The organism is Janthinobacterium sp. NKUCC08_JDC, assembly GCF_019345575.1.
GTDB classification, from domain to species: domain Bacteria; phylum Pseudomonadota; class Gammaproteobacteria; order Burkholderiales; family Burkholderiaceae_D; genus Janthinobacterium; species Janthinobacterium aestuarii.
In genome coordinates, this window is the sequence record NZ_JAHKQW010000001.1 from 1 (window position 1) to 17,076 (window position 17,076).

The following is a 17,076-nucleotide window of genomic DNA, read 5'->3' on the forward strand; positions in this document are numbered from 1 at the left end:
GCCAAATTATCTGGGGTGGCGCTGGATACTCGATGCCAGGCGCATCCGCTCGCCAGAAACGTTATTGAGAGCAACGCTGGGAGGATTCCCACATCTGACGGTGACATAGCCCCAAAAAAAAAGCCCGCTGCGGGAGCGGGCTGAATCTAATTCCTGTGAGGAAGTAGAGGAGACAGATGCATCTTGACGCATTGCGGCATATCACGCCAATCATGTGTTGTGATGAGCAAGATAAGCCCCATCAATATCTTGGCGTGACGCCCTGGTCGATTACTTGACGCTGCCAGCCGCTTCCTCGATCAGCTTGGCCACTTCCGCCGGATGCGAGCTCATCACCACGTGGGAAGCGCCGTCGATCACGACGGTTTTCTTCGCGTTGGCACGCTTGGCCATGAAGGCCAGCGCTTCTGCGGGAATATTCTTGTCTGCCTTGCGGTAGACAAACCAGGACGGGATACCCTTCCAAGCTGGCGCAGGCGAGGCTTCGTTCAGCGCCGCATCCGTGATCGGACGCTGGCCGACCGCCATCAGGCGCGCCTTGGCCGCCGGCAAATCGGCGGCGAACTGGTCGTGGAACTTGGCCTGCTCGATAAACAGGTCGTTACTGCCATCGGCCAGCGGTACGGGCTTGGCCAAGGCCGTACCCAAGGTGCCGCCCGGATATTTGCCCGACAGGCCAGCGGCCGTCTCGCCGGCATCGGGCGCAAAAGCCGCCACGTAGACCAGCGCCTTGACGTTGCCGCCTGCGTGGGCAGCCGCGCTGATCACCGAACCGCCGTAGGAGTGCCCCACCAGCACGACGGAGCCAGGCACGCTGTTGACGACGCGGGCCACGGAATCGGCGTCACTCTTGACGCTGCGCAGATGATTGGCCGCGCCGATGACGGTGTAGCCGTCTTTTGCCAGGATGGCGGCGACGCCGTCCCCAGCTCGATGCATCGGCAAACGCGCCATGGACCAGGACGATGGTGGGCTTGACGGCGCCCGCCGCCGAAGCCGGGCTGGCAGGAACGACGCTGGCGAACAAGGTACCCACGACGGCGGCAATGGACAATGGCTTGATGAATGAGGTCATGATGATTCCCGATATGATTGGAGAGTGGTGACGAGCTGCCCGCATCGGCAGGCGAGTCGAAATACTAGCACTCAACAATGTCATTTTTGCAGCTTTTGCGGCGACCTGATCTTCTTGCAGGGGCAAGGTCTGGCCCGATGATCTGGCGGCGGGCCGCTGGTGTTGCCGGCGGTGGACAGCGGCGATGGGGACGCGCAAAAAAAAGCCCGCTGCGGGAGCGGGCTGAATCTATTTCCTTGGAGGAGATAGAGGAGACAGATGAATGATGCCGCGTCGCAGCATATAAAACCACTTTATATTCGTGATGTCAGAAATACGCGATAGTGATATTAGGGGCAACGAAGCATTCCACACGGCAACTTTTATGCTGCCGCTTCCGTTTTCCCGTCGCCAGAACGCAACATATTCTTGATGCCCCGCAGCGCCTGCCGCACGCGCGCCTCGTTTTCGATCAGGGCGAAGCGCACGTATTCATCGCCATATTCGCCGAAACCGATGCCGGGCGACACACTGACCTTGGCCTTTTGCAGCAGCAGCTTGGCGAACTCCAGCGAACCCAGGTGGCGATACGCTTCCGGGATATGCGCCCAGATATACATCGACGCCTTCGGTTTCTCCACCATCCAGCCCGCTTCATGCAAGCCTTTCACCAGCACGTCGCGGCGGCGCTGGTACTGGGCGCAGATGTCCGTCACACAGCTCTGGTCGCCTTCCAGCGCGGCAATGGCCGCCACTTGCACGGGCGTGAAACTGCCGTAGTCGTGGTAGCTCTTGATGCGCGCCAGGGCCGCCACCAGTTCCGCGTTGCCCACCATGAAGCCGATGCGCCAGCCCGCCATGTTGTAGCTTTTCGACATGGTGAAAAACTCGACGGCCACGTCGCGCGCGCCGGGCACTTGCATGATGGACGGCGCCTTCCAGCCATCAAAAGTGATGTCGGCATACGCCAGGTCATGCACCACCAGAATATTGTGCTGCTTCGCCAGCGCGACGACTCTTTCAAAAAATTCCAGCTCCACGCATTGCGCCGTGGGGTTGGACGGGAAACCCAGCACCATCATCTTCGGTTTCGGGTAGCTTTCGCGGATCGCCCGTTCGAGTTCAGCAAAGAAGTCCACGCCCGGCCCCATGCGCACTGAGCGGATATCGGCGCCCGCGATCACGGCGCCCCAGATGTGGATCGGGTAGCTGGGATTGGGCACCAGCACCGTGTCGCCACGGTCGAGCGTCGCCAGCATCAAGTGGGCCAGGCCCTCTTTCGAGCCGATAGTGACGATGGCTTCGCTGTCCGGGTCGATGTCGACCTCATAGCGCTTCTTGTACCAGTGCGCAATGGCGCGGCGCAAGCGGGGGATGCCTTTTGACGCGGAATAACCGTGCGTGTCTGGGCGTTTCACCGTCTCGACCAGCTTGTCCACGATGTGGGCCGGCGTGGCGCCATCGGGATTGCCCATCGACATGTCGATGATGTCCTCGCCACGGCGGCGCGCGGCCATCTTGAGTTCGGCGGTGATATTGAAAACGTAGGGGGGAAGGCGATTGATGCGCGAAAAGCTGCGCGGAGCTTGGCTGTCGGTCATGGTATCTCTATACGTAAGCGCCCGGATCCGTCCGAGCGACGTCGGCACAATGCGTGTGCCTGCAACGATACTAACCCGGCTTCGCAAGAACTGGCAAGTGTGTAGTCAAGCCGTTACAATGCAGGCAGATCGAAAATGAGCGCACCGGTTGGTAACCCGGTAAGTGCCCGGCACAGTCCGGCATGCTCCCGCCCACGCGGACCCACGGCGCTGACCTCTGACTGTTACACCAGCCGGGGAGGTGTTCTGGTTCGTGCATTTTCCCGCCGCGCCATCCCTCCCCTGTTTTTTACTTTAGGAATTAGACGGATGGCAACACACGACACCGCAGTAACTGGCATGACCCTGGACCGCACCGGCATGGAACAGCAACTGGCCTTGCCGGTACGCCACTTCATCGATTGCGCGTTCGACGGCGAAGACCTGTCGCGCCTCGATTTGCAAGGCTGCACCTTCGAGCGCTGCACCTTTGCCGACACCAGCTTGTTCGCCAGCAAACTGGCACGCAGCACCTGGCGCCGCTGCCGCGCCGGCAGCGCCGATTTCGAATCCGTCGACGCCGTCGACGCCAGTTTCGAAGGCTGCGACCTGAACAACACGAAATGGCGGCGCGCCAAGCTGGCCTCGGCCACCTACCGCGGCTGCAAGCTGACGGGCGCGTCTTTCGAGGAAGTGGCCCACCTGGGTCTCACCTTCGAAGACAGCCTGCTGGTGGGCGCCGACTTGCGCGGCTTCTCGTTCCGCAAGGCGACATTAAAACAGCTGGATTTTTCCGATGCCTACTTGGCCGGCTGCGACTTTCGCGAAGCCGTCTTCGAAGGCGGCAGCCTGCGCAATGCCACCATCAAACTGGCGAAGTTCCAGGGCGCGGACTTGCGCGGCGCCGATATCGACGGTTTCAAATTGAGCGAAGCGGCGCTGCTGAAAGGCGCCGTCATCACGCATGCGCAGGCGGCGAACTTCATGCGCGCGCTCGATCTGGTGGTGATTTGATCTGAACAGGTAAAAAAAAAGCCCGCTACGGAAGCGGGCTGAATCTATTTCCTTGGAGGAGATAGAGGAGACAAGTGCATCTTGCGGCATTGCGGCATATCACGCCACTTTATCTTCATGATGATAGAAATACTCATCAGTGATAATGAGGCCCCATCAGGGTTTCAAGCCGTGCGGCGCGCGGCCTGCGGTATAAATTCTCCCAGCCACACCAGCAAGGCCAAGCCTGGAAACGCCATGCCGGTCAGCAATGTTGCCTGCCAGCCGTAGCTGGCATATACCCAGGCGCCGATGGCCGAGCCGGCCGCGCCGCCGGCGAAGAACAGCGCGAAATACAGGCCATTCAGACGGCCCCGCACTTCCGCGCCCAGGCTGAAGATGGCGCGCTGACCCAGCACCAGATTGGCCGCCACGCCCATGTCGAGCACAATGGAGGCGACCACCAGCAGCCCCAGCGCCACATGTTTCGATTCAGGCGCAAACATCGGCAAGGCAAACGCGACGATGCCCAGCGCCAGCGCAACAGCAGTGGCCGGCAAGGTGTGGCCCGCATCGGCCAGGCGGCCGGCGATGGGCGAAGCGACGGCACCGGCCATGCCCACCAGGGCAAAGATGGCGATGCCCGTTTGCGACAGGCCGAACGCGGGGCTGGACAGCACCAGCGGCGTGACGGTCCAGAACAGGCTGAAAGCGCCAAACAAGCCCGCGTGATAGGCGGCGCGGCGGCGCAGCACGGGCGTGCCCAGCAGCAGATGCCACAGCGAAGCCATCAGGGCGGGATATTTCATGCTCGACACGGGCTGGCGCACGGGCAAGGCGCGGCGCAGGACTAGCGCCAGCAGTACCATCAGCACGGCGGCACCGCCAAACACCACGTGCCAGCTGGCGTGCGCAGCCACCAGCGAGGCCACGGGGCGGGCCAGCATGATGCCCAGCAATAAGCCGCTGACCACCTTGCCCACCGTCTGGCCGCGCGTCGCTTCCTGCGACAGGTGGGCGGCAAACGGCACGATCACTTGCGCCGCCACGGAACCGAGCCCGATGGCCAGCGCGGCGGCCAGGAACACGATGGCGCCCGTCGAGAGAGCCGCCGCCACGAGAGCCGTGGCCGTCACCAGCAAGGCCGTGACGATCAGGCGGCGGTTTTCCAGCAAGTCGCCCAGGGGCACGACAAACAGCAGGCCCAGGGTATAGCCGACTTGCGTCAGGGTGACGATGAGACCGGCGGCCTTGGCCGACAGGCCCGTCGAGGCGCTGATGGGTCCGACGAGGGTTTGCGCGTAGTACAGATTGGCCACGATCAGGCCGGAAGCGATGGCCAGCAGCAGCACCATGGCGGGTGAAATGTCGTGGGGAGCAGACGGTGAGGCCTTGTTCATGTTGTTTCCTCGGTTCGGTAGGGATGTTGCCATTCTAGGCAAAACTGTGGCAAAGATAATTAGGGCATAATCCATCTACACTTTTCACATAAGATGAACAATCACCATGGACAAGATCAAGGCCATGCAAACCTTCGTGCGCATCGTCGAGGCCAACAGTTTTTCCAAGGCGGCCGAAACATTGAATTTACCGCGCGCCGCGCTGACGGCCACGCTGCAAAAGCTGGAAGCCTACCTGGGCACGCAATTGCTGCAGCGAACCACGCGCCGCCTGTCGCTGACGCCGGAAGGGGCCGAATACTTTCGCCACTGCCTCGATATCCTGAAAGCCGTCGATACGGCGGAGCTGGCGTTTCGCGGCCCGGACGCGAAAAAACCGCGCGGCTTACTGCGCATCAACCTGCCCAATACCGTGGGCCGGCGCCTGATCATTCCCCATATCGCGCAATTCCATGCCGCGTATCCCGACGTGCAATTGCAGCTGAGCCTGACTGACCGCCTGGTCGACCTGACGCAGGAAGGCATCGATTGCGCCTTGCGCGTGGGCACCTTGCAGGATTCCGCCTTCATCGGCAAGCAGGTCGGCCTGATGCGCTTCGCCACGTGCGCCTCGCCCACCTACCTGGCGCGGCACGACACGCCGCACACCCTGGCCGACCTGGCAGAGCACCGGGGCATCATGCATTATTCGGGCCGCACGGGACGCGCCTTCGACTGGGATTTCCAACAAGGCAAGGAAGTGGTGCGCGTGCAGATGGCCGGCCCCATCGCCGTCAACGACGCGGATGCCAGCGTCGATTGCGCACTGCAAGGACTCGGTGTGGCGCAGGCGGCCATGTACCAGGTGCGCCAGCACCTCGACAGCGGCGCGCTGGTGGCAGTGCTGCCCGACTGCCCGCCGACGCCGATGCCGATGTCACTGCTGACGCCGCAAGGCCGCCTGGCCACGCCCAAGCTGCAGGCGTTCGCCGGCTGGATCACGGCCCTGCTGGCCGCCCACCCCGACGTACAACTGCCCACGCACAATATCTGAGGCAAAAAAAAGCCCGCTACAAGGAGCGGGCTGAATCTATTTTCTTGGAGGAGAATAGAGGAGACAAGTGAATTATGCTGCATCGCGGCATATCAATCCAATTGATTGTTGGAATGATAGAAATTCGCGAAACGAATAACTACTGTTTACCCCAAAGCAAAAGCTGGGGTCAGACCCGACGGGTCTGACCCCGCATTCATTACTTCGCTGTCGCCGCCACCGGCGTCGCCTTCACATCCGCGGCATACGGCAAGACCTTGGATGCCAGGCGGGTGTCTGCCTTAATCAGCGCCACTTCGTCGGCCAGGATGCGCGCCGCTTCGTTCAGCAGCACGTCCTTGGCACTCTTGGCGGCCGTTTCGGCATCCAGCTCGGCACTCAGCGCACGTTCGTCGCCCTGCAAGCCGTCGTCGGTGCGCAAGGCGCCCTTCACGGCCGCGATCTGCTTGGCCGTCTTGTTGGCCGCTTTCGCGCCCTTCAGCACGTCTTTCGGATCGGGAATTACCACGAGGTCGTCGGCAGGATTCGAAATCTGCGCGATCAGGCGTTTTTCACGGGCCTTGGCGCGCGCTTCCTGGGCATCGCGCTCCTTGCGGCGCACGGTTTCATTGAGCGAAATCTGATTTTCCTTGCGCTGCTTGACGACGAGAGCGATGTCATCGAGCAGGTACTGGAAATCCTTGTCCTTGGCCACGCGCGCTTCATGTTTCTTGTCCAGCAGCGGCACGATATCCTTCAGGTCGCCCGTCGGCATGTACGGCGCCGGCTTGATGGCCACCCATGGCAGGGCATTGTCATAGCTCGATTCGCCGAAGTTTTCCGTGTCCGACATGGCGGGCAGCTTGATGTCGGGAGTCACGCCGCGCAACTGCGTGGTACCGCCATTGATGCGGAAGAACTGGGCGATGGTCATCTTCAGCTCGCCGAAGCGGGCTTTCTCGCTGCCGCCGAAGCGGTCGAGGTTGAACAAGGTCTGTACCGTACCCTTGCCGAAGCTGCCTTCGCCGATGATGACGCCACGGCCGTAATCCTGCACGGCGGCGGCGAAAATTTCGGATGCCGAGGCGGATCCGCGGTTGATCAGCACGCCCATCGGGCCATCCCAGGCCAGACCGGTATTGGTGTCGCTTTCCACGTCGACCTTGCCTTCGGCATTGCGCTGCATCACGACCGGGCCCTTGTCGATGAACAGGCCCGTCAGTTCGACGGCTTCGTTCAGCGAACCGCCGCCGTTGTTACGCAAGTCGATCAGGACGTTGTCGACCTTATCCTTCTTCAACTCGGCCAGCAAACGGCTGACGTCGCGCGTGGCGCTCTTGAAATCCTTGTCGCCACGGCGGCGCGCTTCGAAGTCCTGGTAGAACGTCGGCAGGGCAATGACGCCGATACGGCGCTTGACGCCGTTGTCGCGCACTTCGATGATCGATTTCTTCGCCGCTTGCTCTTCCATGCTGATTTTCTTGCGCACCAGCGGCACGATCACGTGCTTGGCGTCGGGGCCGGCGTCGGCCGGCAAGATGTCGAGGCGCACGACGGAATCCTTGGCGCCGCGGATCAGCTGCACCACATCATCGATGCGCATGCCCAGCACTTCGGTGATGGGGCCGCTTTCGCCCTGCCCCACGCCGACGATGCGGTCGCCCACTTTCAGCTTGCCCGACAAGCCGGCCGGGCTGCCCGGCACGACTTCGCGCACGACCGTGTATTCGTCGCGCGTCTGCAGCACGGCGCCGATGCCTTCGAGCGACAGCCGCATGGCGATGTCGAAGTTATCGGAAGCGCGCGGACCCAGGTAATTGGTATGCGGCTCGATCGACATGGCGTAGGCGTTCATGAAAATCTGGAACACGTCTTCGCTGTTGAGCTTGCGCGCACGGGTCGTGTAGCTTTCATAGCGCTTGTCCAGCGTTTCGCGGATGGCCTTGTCTTCCTTGCCTGCCAGTTTCAAACGCAGCCAGTCGTTCTTGACGCGCTTGCGCCACAGGTCGCGCACTTCCTCGTCATTCTTCGGCCAGGCGGCCTTTTCGCGGTCGATCTGGTAGCTCTCGTCGGCGGCAAAGTCGAACTTGGTTTTCAGCAATTCACGCGCATACGCCATGCGCTCGTCGAAACGCTGCTGGTACAAGTTATAGATAGCAAACGGCGACGTCAGGTCTTCATTGATGATGGCGTCGTCGAGCTTAGTGCGCAGCGGGGCAAAACGGTCGATATCGGCCTGCACGAAAAACAGTTTTTCCGCGTCCAGGGACTTGAAATAGCGGTCGAAGATTTTCTCCGACATGGCGTCGTCGAGCGGCATGGCCTTGTAATGGACGCGCGTCAATACGCGCGATGCCCACAAGGCGGCCTGCGTTTGCTGGGCCAGCGGCTTCATGGGTAGCGGAGGAGCGGCGCTCTTGTCCGTCTGGGCTGCGCCAGCGTTGGCTGACAGGGCAAGCACCAGGGTGACCAGCATCATTTGCTTCTTCATCGGCTTCTCCGAAAATTAGTTGAATCAATTCCAGGCGGCGCAGCTATTCATGCGCCAGCCAGCAAGACAGTAAGGGGAATACACGACTGGTCTGCATATTATTCTACAGGATACGGCCTGGCAGTCTCCCAAGGAATATCAGTTTCTTCCCGGAAGCTTAAACGCGGATTAAGGATGGCGTCTCATTCATTACAAAGTGAAACATTCGTGACAAAAATCACATCGGCCCCAACGAAGATGACCCAGATGTGCCATTGGAATCCAAAAAGTCAATGGGCCGTTTTTGCAATCCTTGATGTCGGTGATGTTTTTACGCAAAAAAGTAATTCCTGCGGGAAACACTTAGTAACAAAAGGCAAGCAACATGCTATCATCGCGCCCTGAAATCCAGCTTACCCGTGCGCGGCTCCCACAGCCGGCGCGCCTCCGTTTCAGCAGTATCCCCACCAGATCCCCTCCCCGCGTGTCATGTCATGACCAGGAATGGCCGAGCTGATTACCCTTTGCCAGACTCAAACTATGCCTACAATTTCGTTCTCCCCCCGCCACTGGAGTGTCGGCGGCAAGATTACCGTGTTCACGTTTGCCCTCGTCAGCCTGATCCTCGCCAGCCTGACGACCTTGATCAGCATCCGCACCTCGACTGCGCTGGAACAGCGCGCCGAAGCGGCCGTCACCAGCGAACTCAATAGCGTCATGACGACCACGCAAGTGTTCCACACGGCCATGGTCAACGAGGCGGCCAGCTTTGCGCGCCTGTTCGCGGCCGAATTTCCCGGCCCATTCACGGTCGACGCGGGCGCCATGGTGGCCGTCGCTGGCAAGGCCACGCCCGCGCTGGCCAACGGCGGCAAGGTGCTCAACCTCGACACGGCCCTGGTCGACCGCTACACGGCCCAGACGGGCGTGATCGCCACCATTTTTGCCGCCAATGGCGATGAATTCGTGCGCATCAGCACCTCGCTGAAAAAGCAGGATGGCGAACGGGCCATCGGCACCCAGCTCGACCACAACCACCCCAGCTATGCGCCGCTGCGCGCGGGCCAGCGCTTTGTCGGCATGGCCACCTTGTTCGGCAAGCAATACATCACGCAATACGATCCCGTGCGCGATGCGGGCGGCAAGGTGGTGGGCGTGCTGTTCATCGGCCTCGATATCAGCAAGAATTTGGCCATGCTGAAAGAGAAGATTCGCCAGGTCAAGATCGGCCAGACGGGCTACATCTATATCGTCGACACGGCCCCTGGCGCCAATTACGGCCACCTGGTGCTGCACCCGAACAGCGAAGGCAAGAGCGCGCTCGACTTCAAGGCCAGCGACGGCCGGTTGTTCATCCAGGACATGCTGGCGCAAAAAGACGGCGCCATGCGCTACACGTGGACGGCGCCCGGCGAAACGGCTGCCAGCGCGCGCGAAAAGCAGCTGTACTACCGTCAATTCAAGGATTGGCAATGGATCATCGCGGGCGGCACCTTCACGGACGAGATCACGGCGGAAGCGCGCCAGATGCGCAACCAGCTGGCCGTTTCCGGCTTCATCGCCCTGCTCGTCTTCGCCCTGCTGCTGTACTGGCTCGTGCGCACCCTCGTGTCGCGCCCGCTGGCCGCCGCCGAAACGGCCGCCGCGCAAATCGCCGCCGGCGACCTGACGGTGCACCTCGATACGACCAGCCTGGATGAAATCGGCCGCCTGCTGCTGGCCATGAACCGCATCAGCGACAACCTGTCGCAAGTGGTCGGCAACGTGCGCGGCAGCGCCGGGCAAATCGCCACGGCGTCCGGTGAAATCGCCAGCGGCAATCTGGATCTGTCGAGCCGCACGGAGCAGCAAGCCAGTTCGCTGGAAGAAACGGCCGCCTCGATGGAGGAACTGAGCTCCACCGTGCGCCAGAACGTCGATCACGCGCAGCAGGCAAGCCGGCTGGCGCACGACTCGTCCAGCCTGGCTGCAACAGGCGGCGCGGCCGTGGCGCAGGTGGCCAGCACCATGGACGCCATCCGCAGCTCGTCAAGCAAGATCGCCGACATCATCGGCGTCATCGACGGCATCGCCTTCCAGACGAATATCCTGGCCTTGAACGCGGCCGTGGAAGCGGCCAGGGCCGGCGAGCAGGGACGCGGCTTTGCCGTCGTCGCCACCGAGGTGCGCACCCTGGCGCAGCGCTCGACGGCAGCGGCAAAAGACATCAAGGACCTGATCCAGGCGTCGGCCAGCACGGTGGACCTGGGCCACGCCCAGGTGAGCCAGGCCAGCGCCACCATGGACACCGTGGTGGCCAGCGTGCAGCAAGTGAGCACCATCATGGCCGAAATCGCGCAGGCCAGCGAAGAGCAGCGCAGCGGCATCGAGCAAGTCAATCAGGCCATCGCCCAGATGGACCAGGTGACCCAGCAGAATGCGGCCCTCGTGGAAGAAGCGGCCGCGGCCGCCGACGCCTTGCAGGAACAGGCGCAGGAGCTGAACCAGGTGGTGAGCGTGTTCAAGCTGTAAAAGCGGGCGCGGTGCTAAGATGGCGCATACCACCTTGCCAGGAGACGCGATGCACGACGACTATGTTTTGATTGCCCGGCTGATGATCCCCACGGATGCGCACGTCATCCGCGGCTGCCTGGCAGCGGCCGGCATCGACGTGCTTCTGACGGACGACCAGCACATGCAAGCCGACATGCTGCTGGCGGCCGCCATCGGCGGCGCCCGCGTGATGGTGCGCGAACACGACGTGGCGCGCGCCAATGACATCCTCGCCGCCTTCGAGCGGGGCGACCTGGCGCTGTCGGATGATGCCGATGTGGGTGCGCCCGTCGCTGATTAATTTACGAGTAGAAACAGCGCCCGCACGCCTGGCGGTAACTTTCGTTGCCGCCTATGCTGATCTGCTCGCCTTCCTTGATGCGGCGGCCCTGCTCATCCACGCGGATGTTCATCGTCGCCTTCTTGCCGCACGTACAAATATTCTTCAATTCCTCGATATCGTCGGCCAGCGCCAGCAGGTAGGCCGAGCCGGGGAACGGTTCGCCCTTGAAATCCGTGCGCAAGCCGTAGCAGATGACGGGCACGCCCTTCACTTGCGCCAGCTGGTGCAGCTGCTGCACCTGGACCGTGCTGAGAAATTGCGCCTCGTCCACCAGCAAACAGGCGACTTGGGGAATATCGTCGAGGAAATTCGTATCGGCATGGAAGATATCGACCTGGCGCTGCGGGCCCAGGCGCGAGGTGACCCGGCCCACGCCGTAGCGGCTGTCGATGGCGGCCGTGTACAGGCGCACCTGCTGGCCCTGCTCTTCATAGTTGTGCGCGACCTGCAACAAGGCCGTCGACTTGCCCGCGTTCATCGCGGAATACCGGAAATAAAGTTTTGCCACTGCCGCCTGCCCTGTCTGAGTAATTTCAATACTATTTAGTATCTTTTCGAGGCGTGATTATAAATCGCAATGGCGGACTTGCGGCAGCTTAATAGTCGGGCCATTGGTGCGGCAAGCGGGATAAAAACGGCGCATACTCGCATCGCGAACCTTGCCGCCGATATGCGAAGCGCGCATATGCAAGCATATAAACATTCGTTCGCCGCACTCGTCCGCCCGCCTACACTGCGCGGCACGGAAGGCGGCTCGGGACACAATCCGGAGCCGTTGTTTCTCTGACAGGAGCCACCATGAATGATCGAATGCCATCCCCATCCCAGCCGCCAGCGCTATACAAGCTGATCGGCAATACTCCGCTGGTCGAAGTGACCAGGCTCGACACGGGCCCGTGCCAGCTGTTCCTGAAACTGGAATCGCAAAATCCCGGCGGTTCCATCAAGGACCGCATCGGACTGTCCATCATCGAGGCGGCCGAAGCGGACGGCCGCCTGCAGCCGGGCGGCACCATCGTCGAGGCGACGGCCGGCAATACCGGCATCGGCCTGGCGCTGGTGGGCCGCATCAAGGGCTACCGCGTGATTCTCGTCGTGCCCGACAAGATGTCGACGGAAAAAGTGCTGCACCTGAAAGCCCTGGGCGCGGAAGTGCACACCACGCGCTCGGACGTGGGCAAGGGCCATCCCGAGTACTACCAGGATTATGCGGCGCGCCTGGCGCGCGAACTGCCGGGCGCCTTCTTCGCCGACCAGTTCAACAATCCCGCCAATCCGCTGGCCCACGAAACGACGACGGCGCCCGAAATCTGGGAGCAAACTGGCCATGACGTGGACGCCATCGTCGTCGGCGTCGGTTCGTCCGGCACCCTGACGGGCCTGACCCGCTACTTCCGCAAGGCGCAGCCCAAGCTCGAATTCGTGCTGGCCGACCCGCAAGGCTCCATCCTCACCGAATACATCGACACGGGCAAAGTGGCCGACACGAGCGGCTCGTGGGCCGTCGAAGGCATCGGCGAAGACTTCATCCCGGCTATCGCCGACATGGACAGCGTGACGAAGGCCTACACCATCACGGACCAGGAAAGTTTTGACTCCGCGCGCGCCCTCTTGCGCGCCGAAGGCATTTTAGGGGGCTCGTCCACCGGCACCCTGCTGGCCGCCGCCCTCAAATACTGCCGCGAGCAGACGACGCCGAAGCGCGTCGTCACGTTTGTGTGCGACACGGGGACGCGCTACCTGTCGAAGGTCTACAACGATGGCTGGATGCGCGACCAGGGTCTGTTGCAGCGGGCCGTGTCGGGCGACTTGCGCGACCTGATCGGACGCCGCTACGACGAGGGCGACGTCGTCAGCGTGGCCCCGGGAGATACCCTGCTCACGGCCTTCAACCGCATGCGCGCCAGCGACCTGGCGCAGCTGCCCGTCATCGACGACGGCAAACTGGTTGGCATCATCGACGAATCGGACTTGCTGCTGCACGTCTCCGGCGACGCCGCCCATTTCGCCTCGCTGGTGGGCGCCACCATGACGACGCAGATCGAAACGCTGGCGCCGTCAAGCGGCTTGCCCGCCCTGCGCGCCACCCTGGACCGGGGCTTGACGGCCGTCGTTGCCGACGATGCCGCCTTCTATGGCCTGATCACCCGCTTCGACCTTCTCAACCACTTACGCAGGACACTATCTTGAGCCAGGAAACCACCCGCAAGAGCCGCCTCGCCACGCGCGTCATCCACGCCGGCCAGTCGCCCGACCCGTCGACGGGCGCCATCATGCCGCCCATTTACGCCACCTCCACCTTCGTACAGGACAGCCCCGGCGTGCACAAGGGCCTCGACTATGGCCGCTCGCACAATCCCACGCGCTGGGCGCTCGAGCGCTGCGTGGCCGACCTGGAAGGCGGCAGCGCGGCGTTCGCGTTCGCCTCGGGCCTGGCCGCCATTTCGTCCGTGCTGGAATTGCTCGATGCAGGCAGCCATATCGTCGCCGGCGACGACATGTACGGCGGCACCTACCGTTTATTCGAGCGCGTGCGCCGCCGCTCGGCCGGTCACGAATTTAGCTATGCCGACCTGACCAATCCCCAGAACCTGCTGGCCGCGCTGCGCCCGGAAACGAAGATGGTGTGGGTCGAGACGCCCACCAACCCGATGCTGAAGCTGGCCGACTTGCGCGCGATCGCCGACATCTGCCGCGCACGGGGCATCATCGCCGTGGCCGACAACACGTTTGCCAGCCCGCTCGTGCAGCGCCCTTTGGAACACGGCTTCGACATCGTCGTCCATTCGACCACCAAGTATTTGAACGGCCACTCGGACATCATCGGCGGCATCGCCATCGTCGGCGCGGAAGAACGCCAGGCGGAATGGCGCGAACAGCTGGGCTTTTTGCAAAACTCGGTGGGCGCGATTGCCGGCCCGTTCGACAGTTTTTTAGCGTTGCGCGGCGTGAAAACCCTGGCCATCCGCATGCAGCGCCATTGCGAAAGCGCCCTGGCCCTGGCGCAGTGGCTGGAGCAGCAAAAGGAAGTGCACAAAGTGTTTTATCCGGGGCTGGCCTCGCACCCGCAGCACGCGTTGGCGCAGCGCCAGATGGACGGTTTCGGCGGCATCATCTCGATCGACCTGAACACGGATCTGGCCAGCGCGCGCCGCTTCCTGGAACGCTGCGAGGTGTTCGCCCTGGCCGAAAGCCTGGGAGGCGTGGAAAGCCTGATCGAGCACCCCGCCCTGATGACGCACGCCAGCATCCCGGCCGAACAGCGGGCAAGGCTGGGCATCGGCGATGGCTTGATCCGGCTGTCGGTGGGGATCGAGGATATCGAGGATTTGCGGCATGATCTGCGCACGGCGCTGGATGCGATTTGAGGGGGTGATTGTCGGATTACGCTGCGCTAATCCGACCTACGGTATGCCGTGGCAGGTAGGTCGGATTAGCACGGCAACGCCGTGCGTAATCCGACACCTCACCAACTTCACTCCCCGGGCCGGTACCTGCGCTCCAGGTGCTTCGCCACGTCTTCGGGATAAAACAGCACCTCCTTGAATTCGCCCCGCGCATACATGGCCGCCTGGTCCTTGAAATGCGGCGATGTCGGGTCGCCGCTCTGGCCACCGGCAAGGATGCTTTTCGCCTTGATGCGCGGGCCGAATTCCACGGCCGCGACAAAGCTGTTGCCACGCTCGCCGTAAATCCTGCGCGTGGTGCTCTTGCTGCTCTGTCCATACGCGGCCAGCGCGCCCCAGTTGCCCGACGCATAAGGCACGGGCAAGCTGGCTTGCACATCGTCGAAGGGCTGCACCACGTCGCCCGTCAGGCGCTGGAAACGGTTGATCTCGCCCCACGGCGCTTGCCAGTTGCCGAAATCGCGCTGCAGTTTATCGGCCGCCGTCGCCAGGGCAGCCAGCCGCTGTGCCGCCGTGACCTTTTCCGTTGCCAGAAAATCGACCACGGGTACGCCCTGCTCGCGCGCCTGTTTCCCTGCCAGTTCGGCCAGCTCCTGGCCCCAGAACACGGCCAGCGAGGTGGCGATGGATGTCAGTGAATAGCGCCAGTCCCAGGCGCGCAGCAAGGCCACCTTGTCGGCCAGCGCCAGCTGTTGCGCGTCGCCCGCTGGCAGCGCATCGTATGCCGCGAACAGCGGCGGCAGCAAGGATTCGAAAGCCGTCAGTTCGCTGTCGTACGAGGCGGCGATCAGGCTGTCGAGCGTGAAATCCTTCTTGTTCTGGAAAACCTTGACGGCGTGCAGGCCGCGCGCGTTTTCGCCATACACGGACATGTAGGCGGGATAATCGTGCTGGCGCGGGCTGTGGGCGCCGGCCGCCGAATACGGCCAGTTGTTCGTGTTCTGTATCCAGCCATTCTGCGGGTTGAACAGGGTGATGGTTTGCGCCACCGTGTGCAGTCCTTTCCATTCCGTGGCCGGGTCGCTGCCGTCGACGGGCTGCTTCCAGTTGAAGCGCGGGTCGCGCACGGGGATGAAATTGCCGTGAAAGTAGGCGATATTGCCATCCGCATCCGCGTACACGGTATTGTTCGACGAATTCGTGCGCAGTTCCATCGTCTTGTAGAACGCCGCGTAATCGCGCGCCTTGGTGCGCGTGTACGACTGCGTCAGCGCCTTCAACGGTTCGTTCATCAGGCGCACGGCCACCCATTTACCATCCAGCGCGCGCACGATGGGGCCGTGATGGCTGTAATAGACGGTGATGGTTTTCGAGCCCATGCCGCCGTTCGCCAGTTTATATGGCAAGGTAATCGGCGCGGCTTTCAAGGGGCGCAGGCCGCCGTCATAGCGGTAGAACCATGCGCCATCCTTGTCGACTATGCTTTCCAGGTATTCGTCGATGACGTCGCCGCCGCCCGAGGTATGCATCCAGCCGAGGCGGTCGTTAAAACCCTGGTAGACGAAGAACTGGCCCCAGGTAACGGCGCCATATGCATTCAGGCCTTCGCCGCTGGTCACTTGTACTTCGGGACGGAAGTAGAACGAGGTGTGCGGGTTGATCATCAAGAGTGCATGGCCATTTTTCGTGATCGCGGGCGCGATGGCGAAACCGTTCGAGCCGCTCGGTTCAGGCTCCAATCCAGTTTCCACGCTGGCCAGCGCCACGGTGGCGGGCCTGGCCTGCTGACCATAAAACGCTTCGAACTGCGCCAGGTTGATCGATTCGATATCGCCGCCGATGCTGCCCTCGCTGAAACTCAGGGCCATCCACGGCTCAAAATGCGCGATCAGCCTGGGTTTGACGTGCGGATGCGTGGCGAGGTAAAAATTCAATCCATCGGCAAACGCATCCATCAACTTGCGCAGCCACGGCGGGCTGGCGCGGTACTGCGCCTGCAGCTCAAGCGGATCGATGAAAAGCTTCATGCGCAGGTCGCGGTACAGCTCCCGTTCGCCCTCCACTTCGGCGAGCCGCCCCATGGCGTTGATGTAATTGAGTTCCACGCGCGGGAAATCGTCCTCGGCCTGCGCATACATCAGGCCAAAGACGGCATCCGCATCCGTCTTGCCCGTCACATGGGGCACGCCCCACGTGTCGCGCGCGATGCTGACATGGGCGGCCTGCGCCTGCCACCGGGCCATGTCAGTGACAGAAACGGCGGGCGCGGCCAGCACGGGAGGAGCGGCGACGGCGCCGCAGGCGATGGCGGCAAACAAGGCACGGCGAGCTGGCATTCACTACTC

The 17,076-nt window shown here is 62.3% G+C and carries 13 protein-coding genes and 1 pseudogene; 8 read left to right on the plus strand and 6 right to left on the minus strand.

All coding sequences use genetic code 11. The annotated features are described in order from the left end of the window. Nucleotides 1–109, plus strand: a pseudogene (locus tag KO538_RS00005) (IS1595 family transposase); the annotation flags it as partial. A gap of 161 nt (nucleotides 110–270) precedes the next feature. Here the strand turns inward: KO538_RS00005 and KO538_RS00010 are convergent. Next, nucleotides 271–939 (minus strand): alpha/beta fold hydrolase, encoded by a 669-nt coding sequence (locus tag KO538_RS00010; protein ID WP_257620080.1) that lies wholly within the window; start codon nucleotides 937–939, stop codon nucleotides 271–273. Nucleotides 940–965: 26 nt separating this feature from the next. On the opposite strand from KO538_RS00010, the gene KO538_RS29230 reads away from it, so the two are divergent. Continuing rightward, nucleotides 966–1,106 (plus strand): hypothetical protein, encoded by a 141-nt coding sequence (locus tag KO538_RS29230; protein WP_257620082.1) that lies wholly within the window; start codon nucleotides 966–968, stop codon nucleotides 1,104–1,106. Between the two features lie 331 nt (nucleotides 1,107–1,437). Here the strand turns inward: KO538_RS29230 and alaC are convergent, their stop codons facing one another. Then, the gene (gene alaC, locus KO538_RS00015) at nucleotides 1,438–2,655 is read right to left on the minus strand and encodes an alanine transaminase (protein WP_034755193.1); all 1,218 of its coding nucleotides are present in this window, start codon (nucleotides 2,653–2,655) and stop codon (nucleotides 1,438–1,440) included. A gap of 309 nt (nucleotides 2,656–2,964) precedes the next feature. Here alaC and KO538_RS00020 point away from each other — a divergent pair, with 309 nt between their 5' ends. Then, nucleotides 2,965–3,648, plus strand: a complete 684-nt coding sequence (locus KO538_RS00020; RefSeq protein WP_374106817.1) for a pentapeptide repeat-containing protein — start codon at nucleotides 2,965–2,967, stop codon at nucleotides 3,646–3,648. Between the two features lie 164 nt (nucleotides 3,649–3,812). Here the strand turns inward: KO538_RS00020 and KO538_RS00025 are convergent, their stop codons facing one another. Further along, the gene (locus tag KO538_RS00025) at nucleotides 3,813–5,027 is read right to left on the minus strand and encodes an MFS transporter (protein WP_034755187.1); all 1,215 of its coding nucleotides are present in this window, start codon (nucleotides 5,025–5,027) and stop codon (nucleotides 3,813–3,815) included. 106 nt (nucleotides 5,028–5,133) lie between these two features. On the opposite strand from KO538_RS00025, the gene KO538_RS00030 reads away from it, so the two are divergent. Continuing rightward, complete coding sequence (locus KO538_RS00030; protein WP_219327125.1) at nucleotides 5,134–6,060, plus strand: LysR family transcriptional regulator; 927 nt, start codon at nucleotides 5,134–5,136, stop codon at nucleotides 6,058–6,060. Between the two features lie 199 nt (nucleotides 6,061–6,259). On the opposite strand, the gene KO538_RS00035 is transcribed toward KO538_RS00030, so the two are convergent. Next, nucleotides 6,260–8,530, minus strand: coding sequence for a carboxy terminal-processing peptidase (locus KO538_RS00035; RefSeq protein ID WP_034755182.1), 2,271 nt, complete (start codon nucleotides 8,528–8,530; stop codon nucleotides 6,260–6,262). Nucleotides 8,531–9,049: 519 nt separating this feature from the next. Between KO538_RS00035 and KO538_RS00040 the strand changes: the two genes are divergently transcribed. Beyond that, nucleotides 9,050–11,020 carry a methyl-accepting chemotaxis protein gene (locus KO538_RS00040; protein WP_219327126.1) on the plus strand — a complete coding sequence of 657 codons (1,971 nt, stop codon included), beginning with the start codon at nucleotides 9,050–9,052 and terminating at the stop codon, nucleotides 11,018–11,020. Between the two features lie 49 nt (nucleotides 11,021–11,069). Further along, the gene (locus KO538_RS00045; RefSeq protein WP_034755175.1) at nucleotides 11,070–11,342 is read left to right on the plus strand and encodes a putative signal transducing protein; all 273 of its coding nucleotides are present in this window, start codon (nucleotides 11,070–11,072) and stop codon (nucleotides 11,340–11,342) included. A gap of 1 nt (nucleotide 11,343) precedes the next feature. Here the strand turns inward: KO538_RS00045 and KO538_RS00050 are convergent, their stop codons facing one another. Beyond that, entirely contained in the window at nucleotides 11,344–11,892 is a 549-nt protein-coding gene (locus KO538_RS00050) for a thymidine kinase (RefSeq protein ID WP_219327127.1), read from the minus strand. Between the two features lie 290 nt (nucleotides 11,893–12,182). Between KO538_RS00050 and KO538_RS00055 the strand changes: the two genes are divergently transcribed. Then, on the plus strand, nucleotides 12,183–13,574 hold the full coding sequence (locus tag KO538_RS00055) for a pyridoxal-phosphate dependent enzyme (RefSeq protein ID WP_374106818.1): 1,392 nt from the start codon (nucleotides 12,183–12,185) through the stop codon (nucleotides 13,572–13,574). Then, nucleotides 13,571–14,752: a PLP-dependent aspartate aminotransferase family protein gene (locus KO538_RS00060; RefSeq protein ID WP_219327128.1), complete on the plus strand. Its 1,182-nt coding sequence runs from the start codon at nucleotides 13,571–13,573 to the stop codon at nucleotides 14,750–14,752. Before KO538_RS00055 ends, KO538_RS00060 begins: the two co-directional genes overlap by 4 nt. 107 nt (nucleotides 14,753–14,859) lie before the next feature. Here KO538_RS00060 and KO538_RS00065 read toward each other — a convergent pair whose 3' ends face one another. Continuing rightward, complete coding sequence (locus tag KO538_RS00065; RefSeq protein WP_219327129.1) at nucleotides 14,860–17,067, minus strand: acylase; 2,208 nt, start codon at nucleotides 17,065–17,067, stop codon at nucleotides 14,860–14,862. Nucleotides 17,068–17,076 lie beyond the last annotated feature (9 nt).

What these genes read in the sequence shown, in the direction of transcription:
- KO538_RS00010 (WP_257620080.1), bottom strand. Translation starts at nt 939, where the DNA reads ATGCATCGAGCTGGGGACGGCGTCGCCGCCATCCTGGCAAAAGACGGC.
- KO538_RS29230 (WP_257620082.1), top strand. Translation starts at nt 966, where the DNA reads ATGGTGGGCTTGACGGCGCCCGCCGCCGAAGCCGGGCTGGCAGGAACG.
- alaC (WP_034755193.1), bottom strand. Translation starts at nt 2,655, where the DNA reads ATGACCGACAGCCAAGCTCCGCGCAGCTTTTCGCGCATCAATCGCCTT.
- KO538_RS00020 (WP_374106817.1), top strand. Translation starts at nt 2,965, where the DNA reads ATGGCAACACACGACACCGCAGTAACTGGCATGACCCTGGACCGCACC.
- KO538_RS00025 (WP_034755187.1), bottom strand. Translation starts at nt 5,027, where the DNA reads ATGAACAAGGCCTCACCGTCTGCTCCCCACGACATTTCACCCGCCATG.
- KO538_RS00030 (WP_219327125.1), top strand. Translation starts at nt 5,134, where the DNA reads ATGGACAAGATCAAGGCCATGCAAACCTTCGTGCGCATCGTCGAGGCC.
- KO538_RS00035 (WP_034755182.1), bottom strand. Translation starts at nt 8,530, where the DNA reads ATGAAGAAGCAAATGATGCTGGTCACCCTGGTGCTTGCCCTGTCAGCC.
- KO538_RS00040 (WP_219327126.1), top strand. Translation starts at nt 9,050, where the DNA reads ATGCCTACAATTTCGTTCTCCCCCCGCCACTGGAGTGTCGGCGGCAAG.
- KO538_RS00045 (WP_034755175.1), top strand. Translation starts at nt 11,070, where the DNA reads ATGCACGACGACTATGTTTTGATTGCCCGGCTGATGATCCCCACGGAT.
- KO538_RS00055 (WP_374106818.1), top strand. Translation starts at nt 12,183, where the DNA reads ATGAATGATCGAATGCCATCCCCATCCCAGCCGCCAGCGCTATACAAG.
- KO538_RS00065 (WP_219327129.1), bottom strand. Translation starts at nt 17,067, where the DNA reads ATGCCAGCTCGCCGTGCCTTGTTTGCCGCCATCGCCTGCGGCGCCGTC.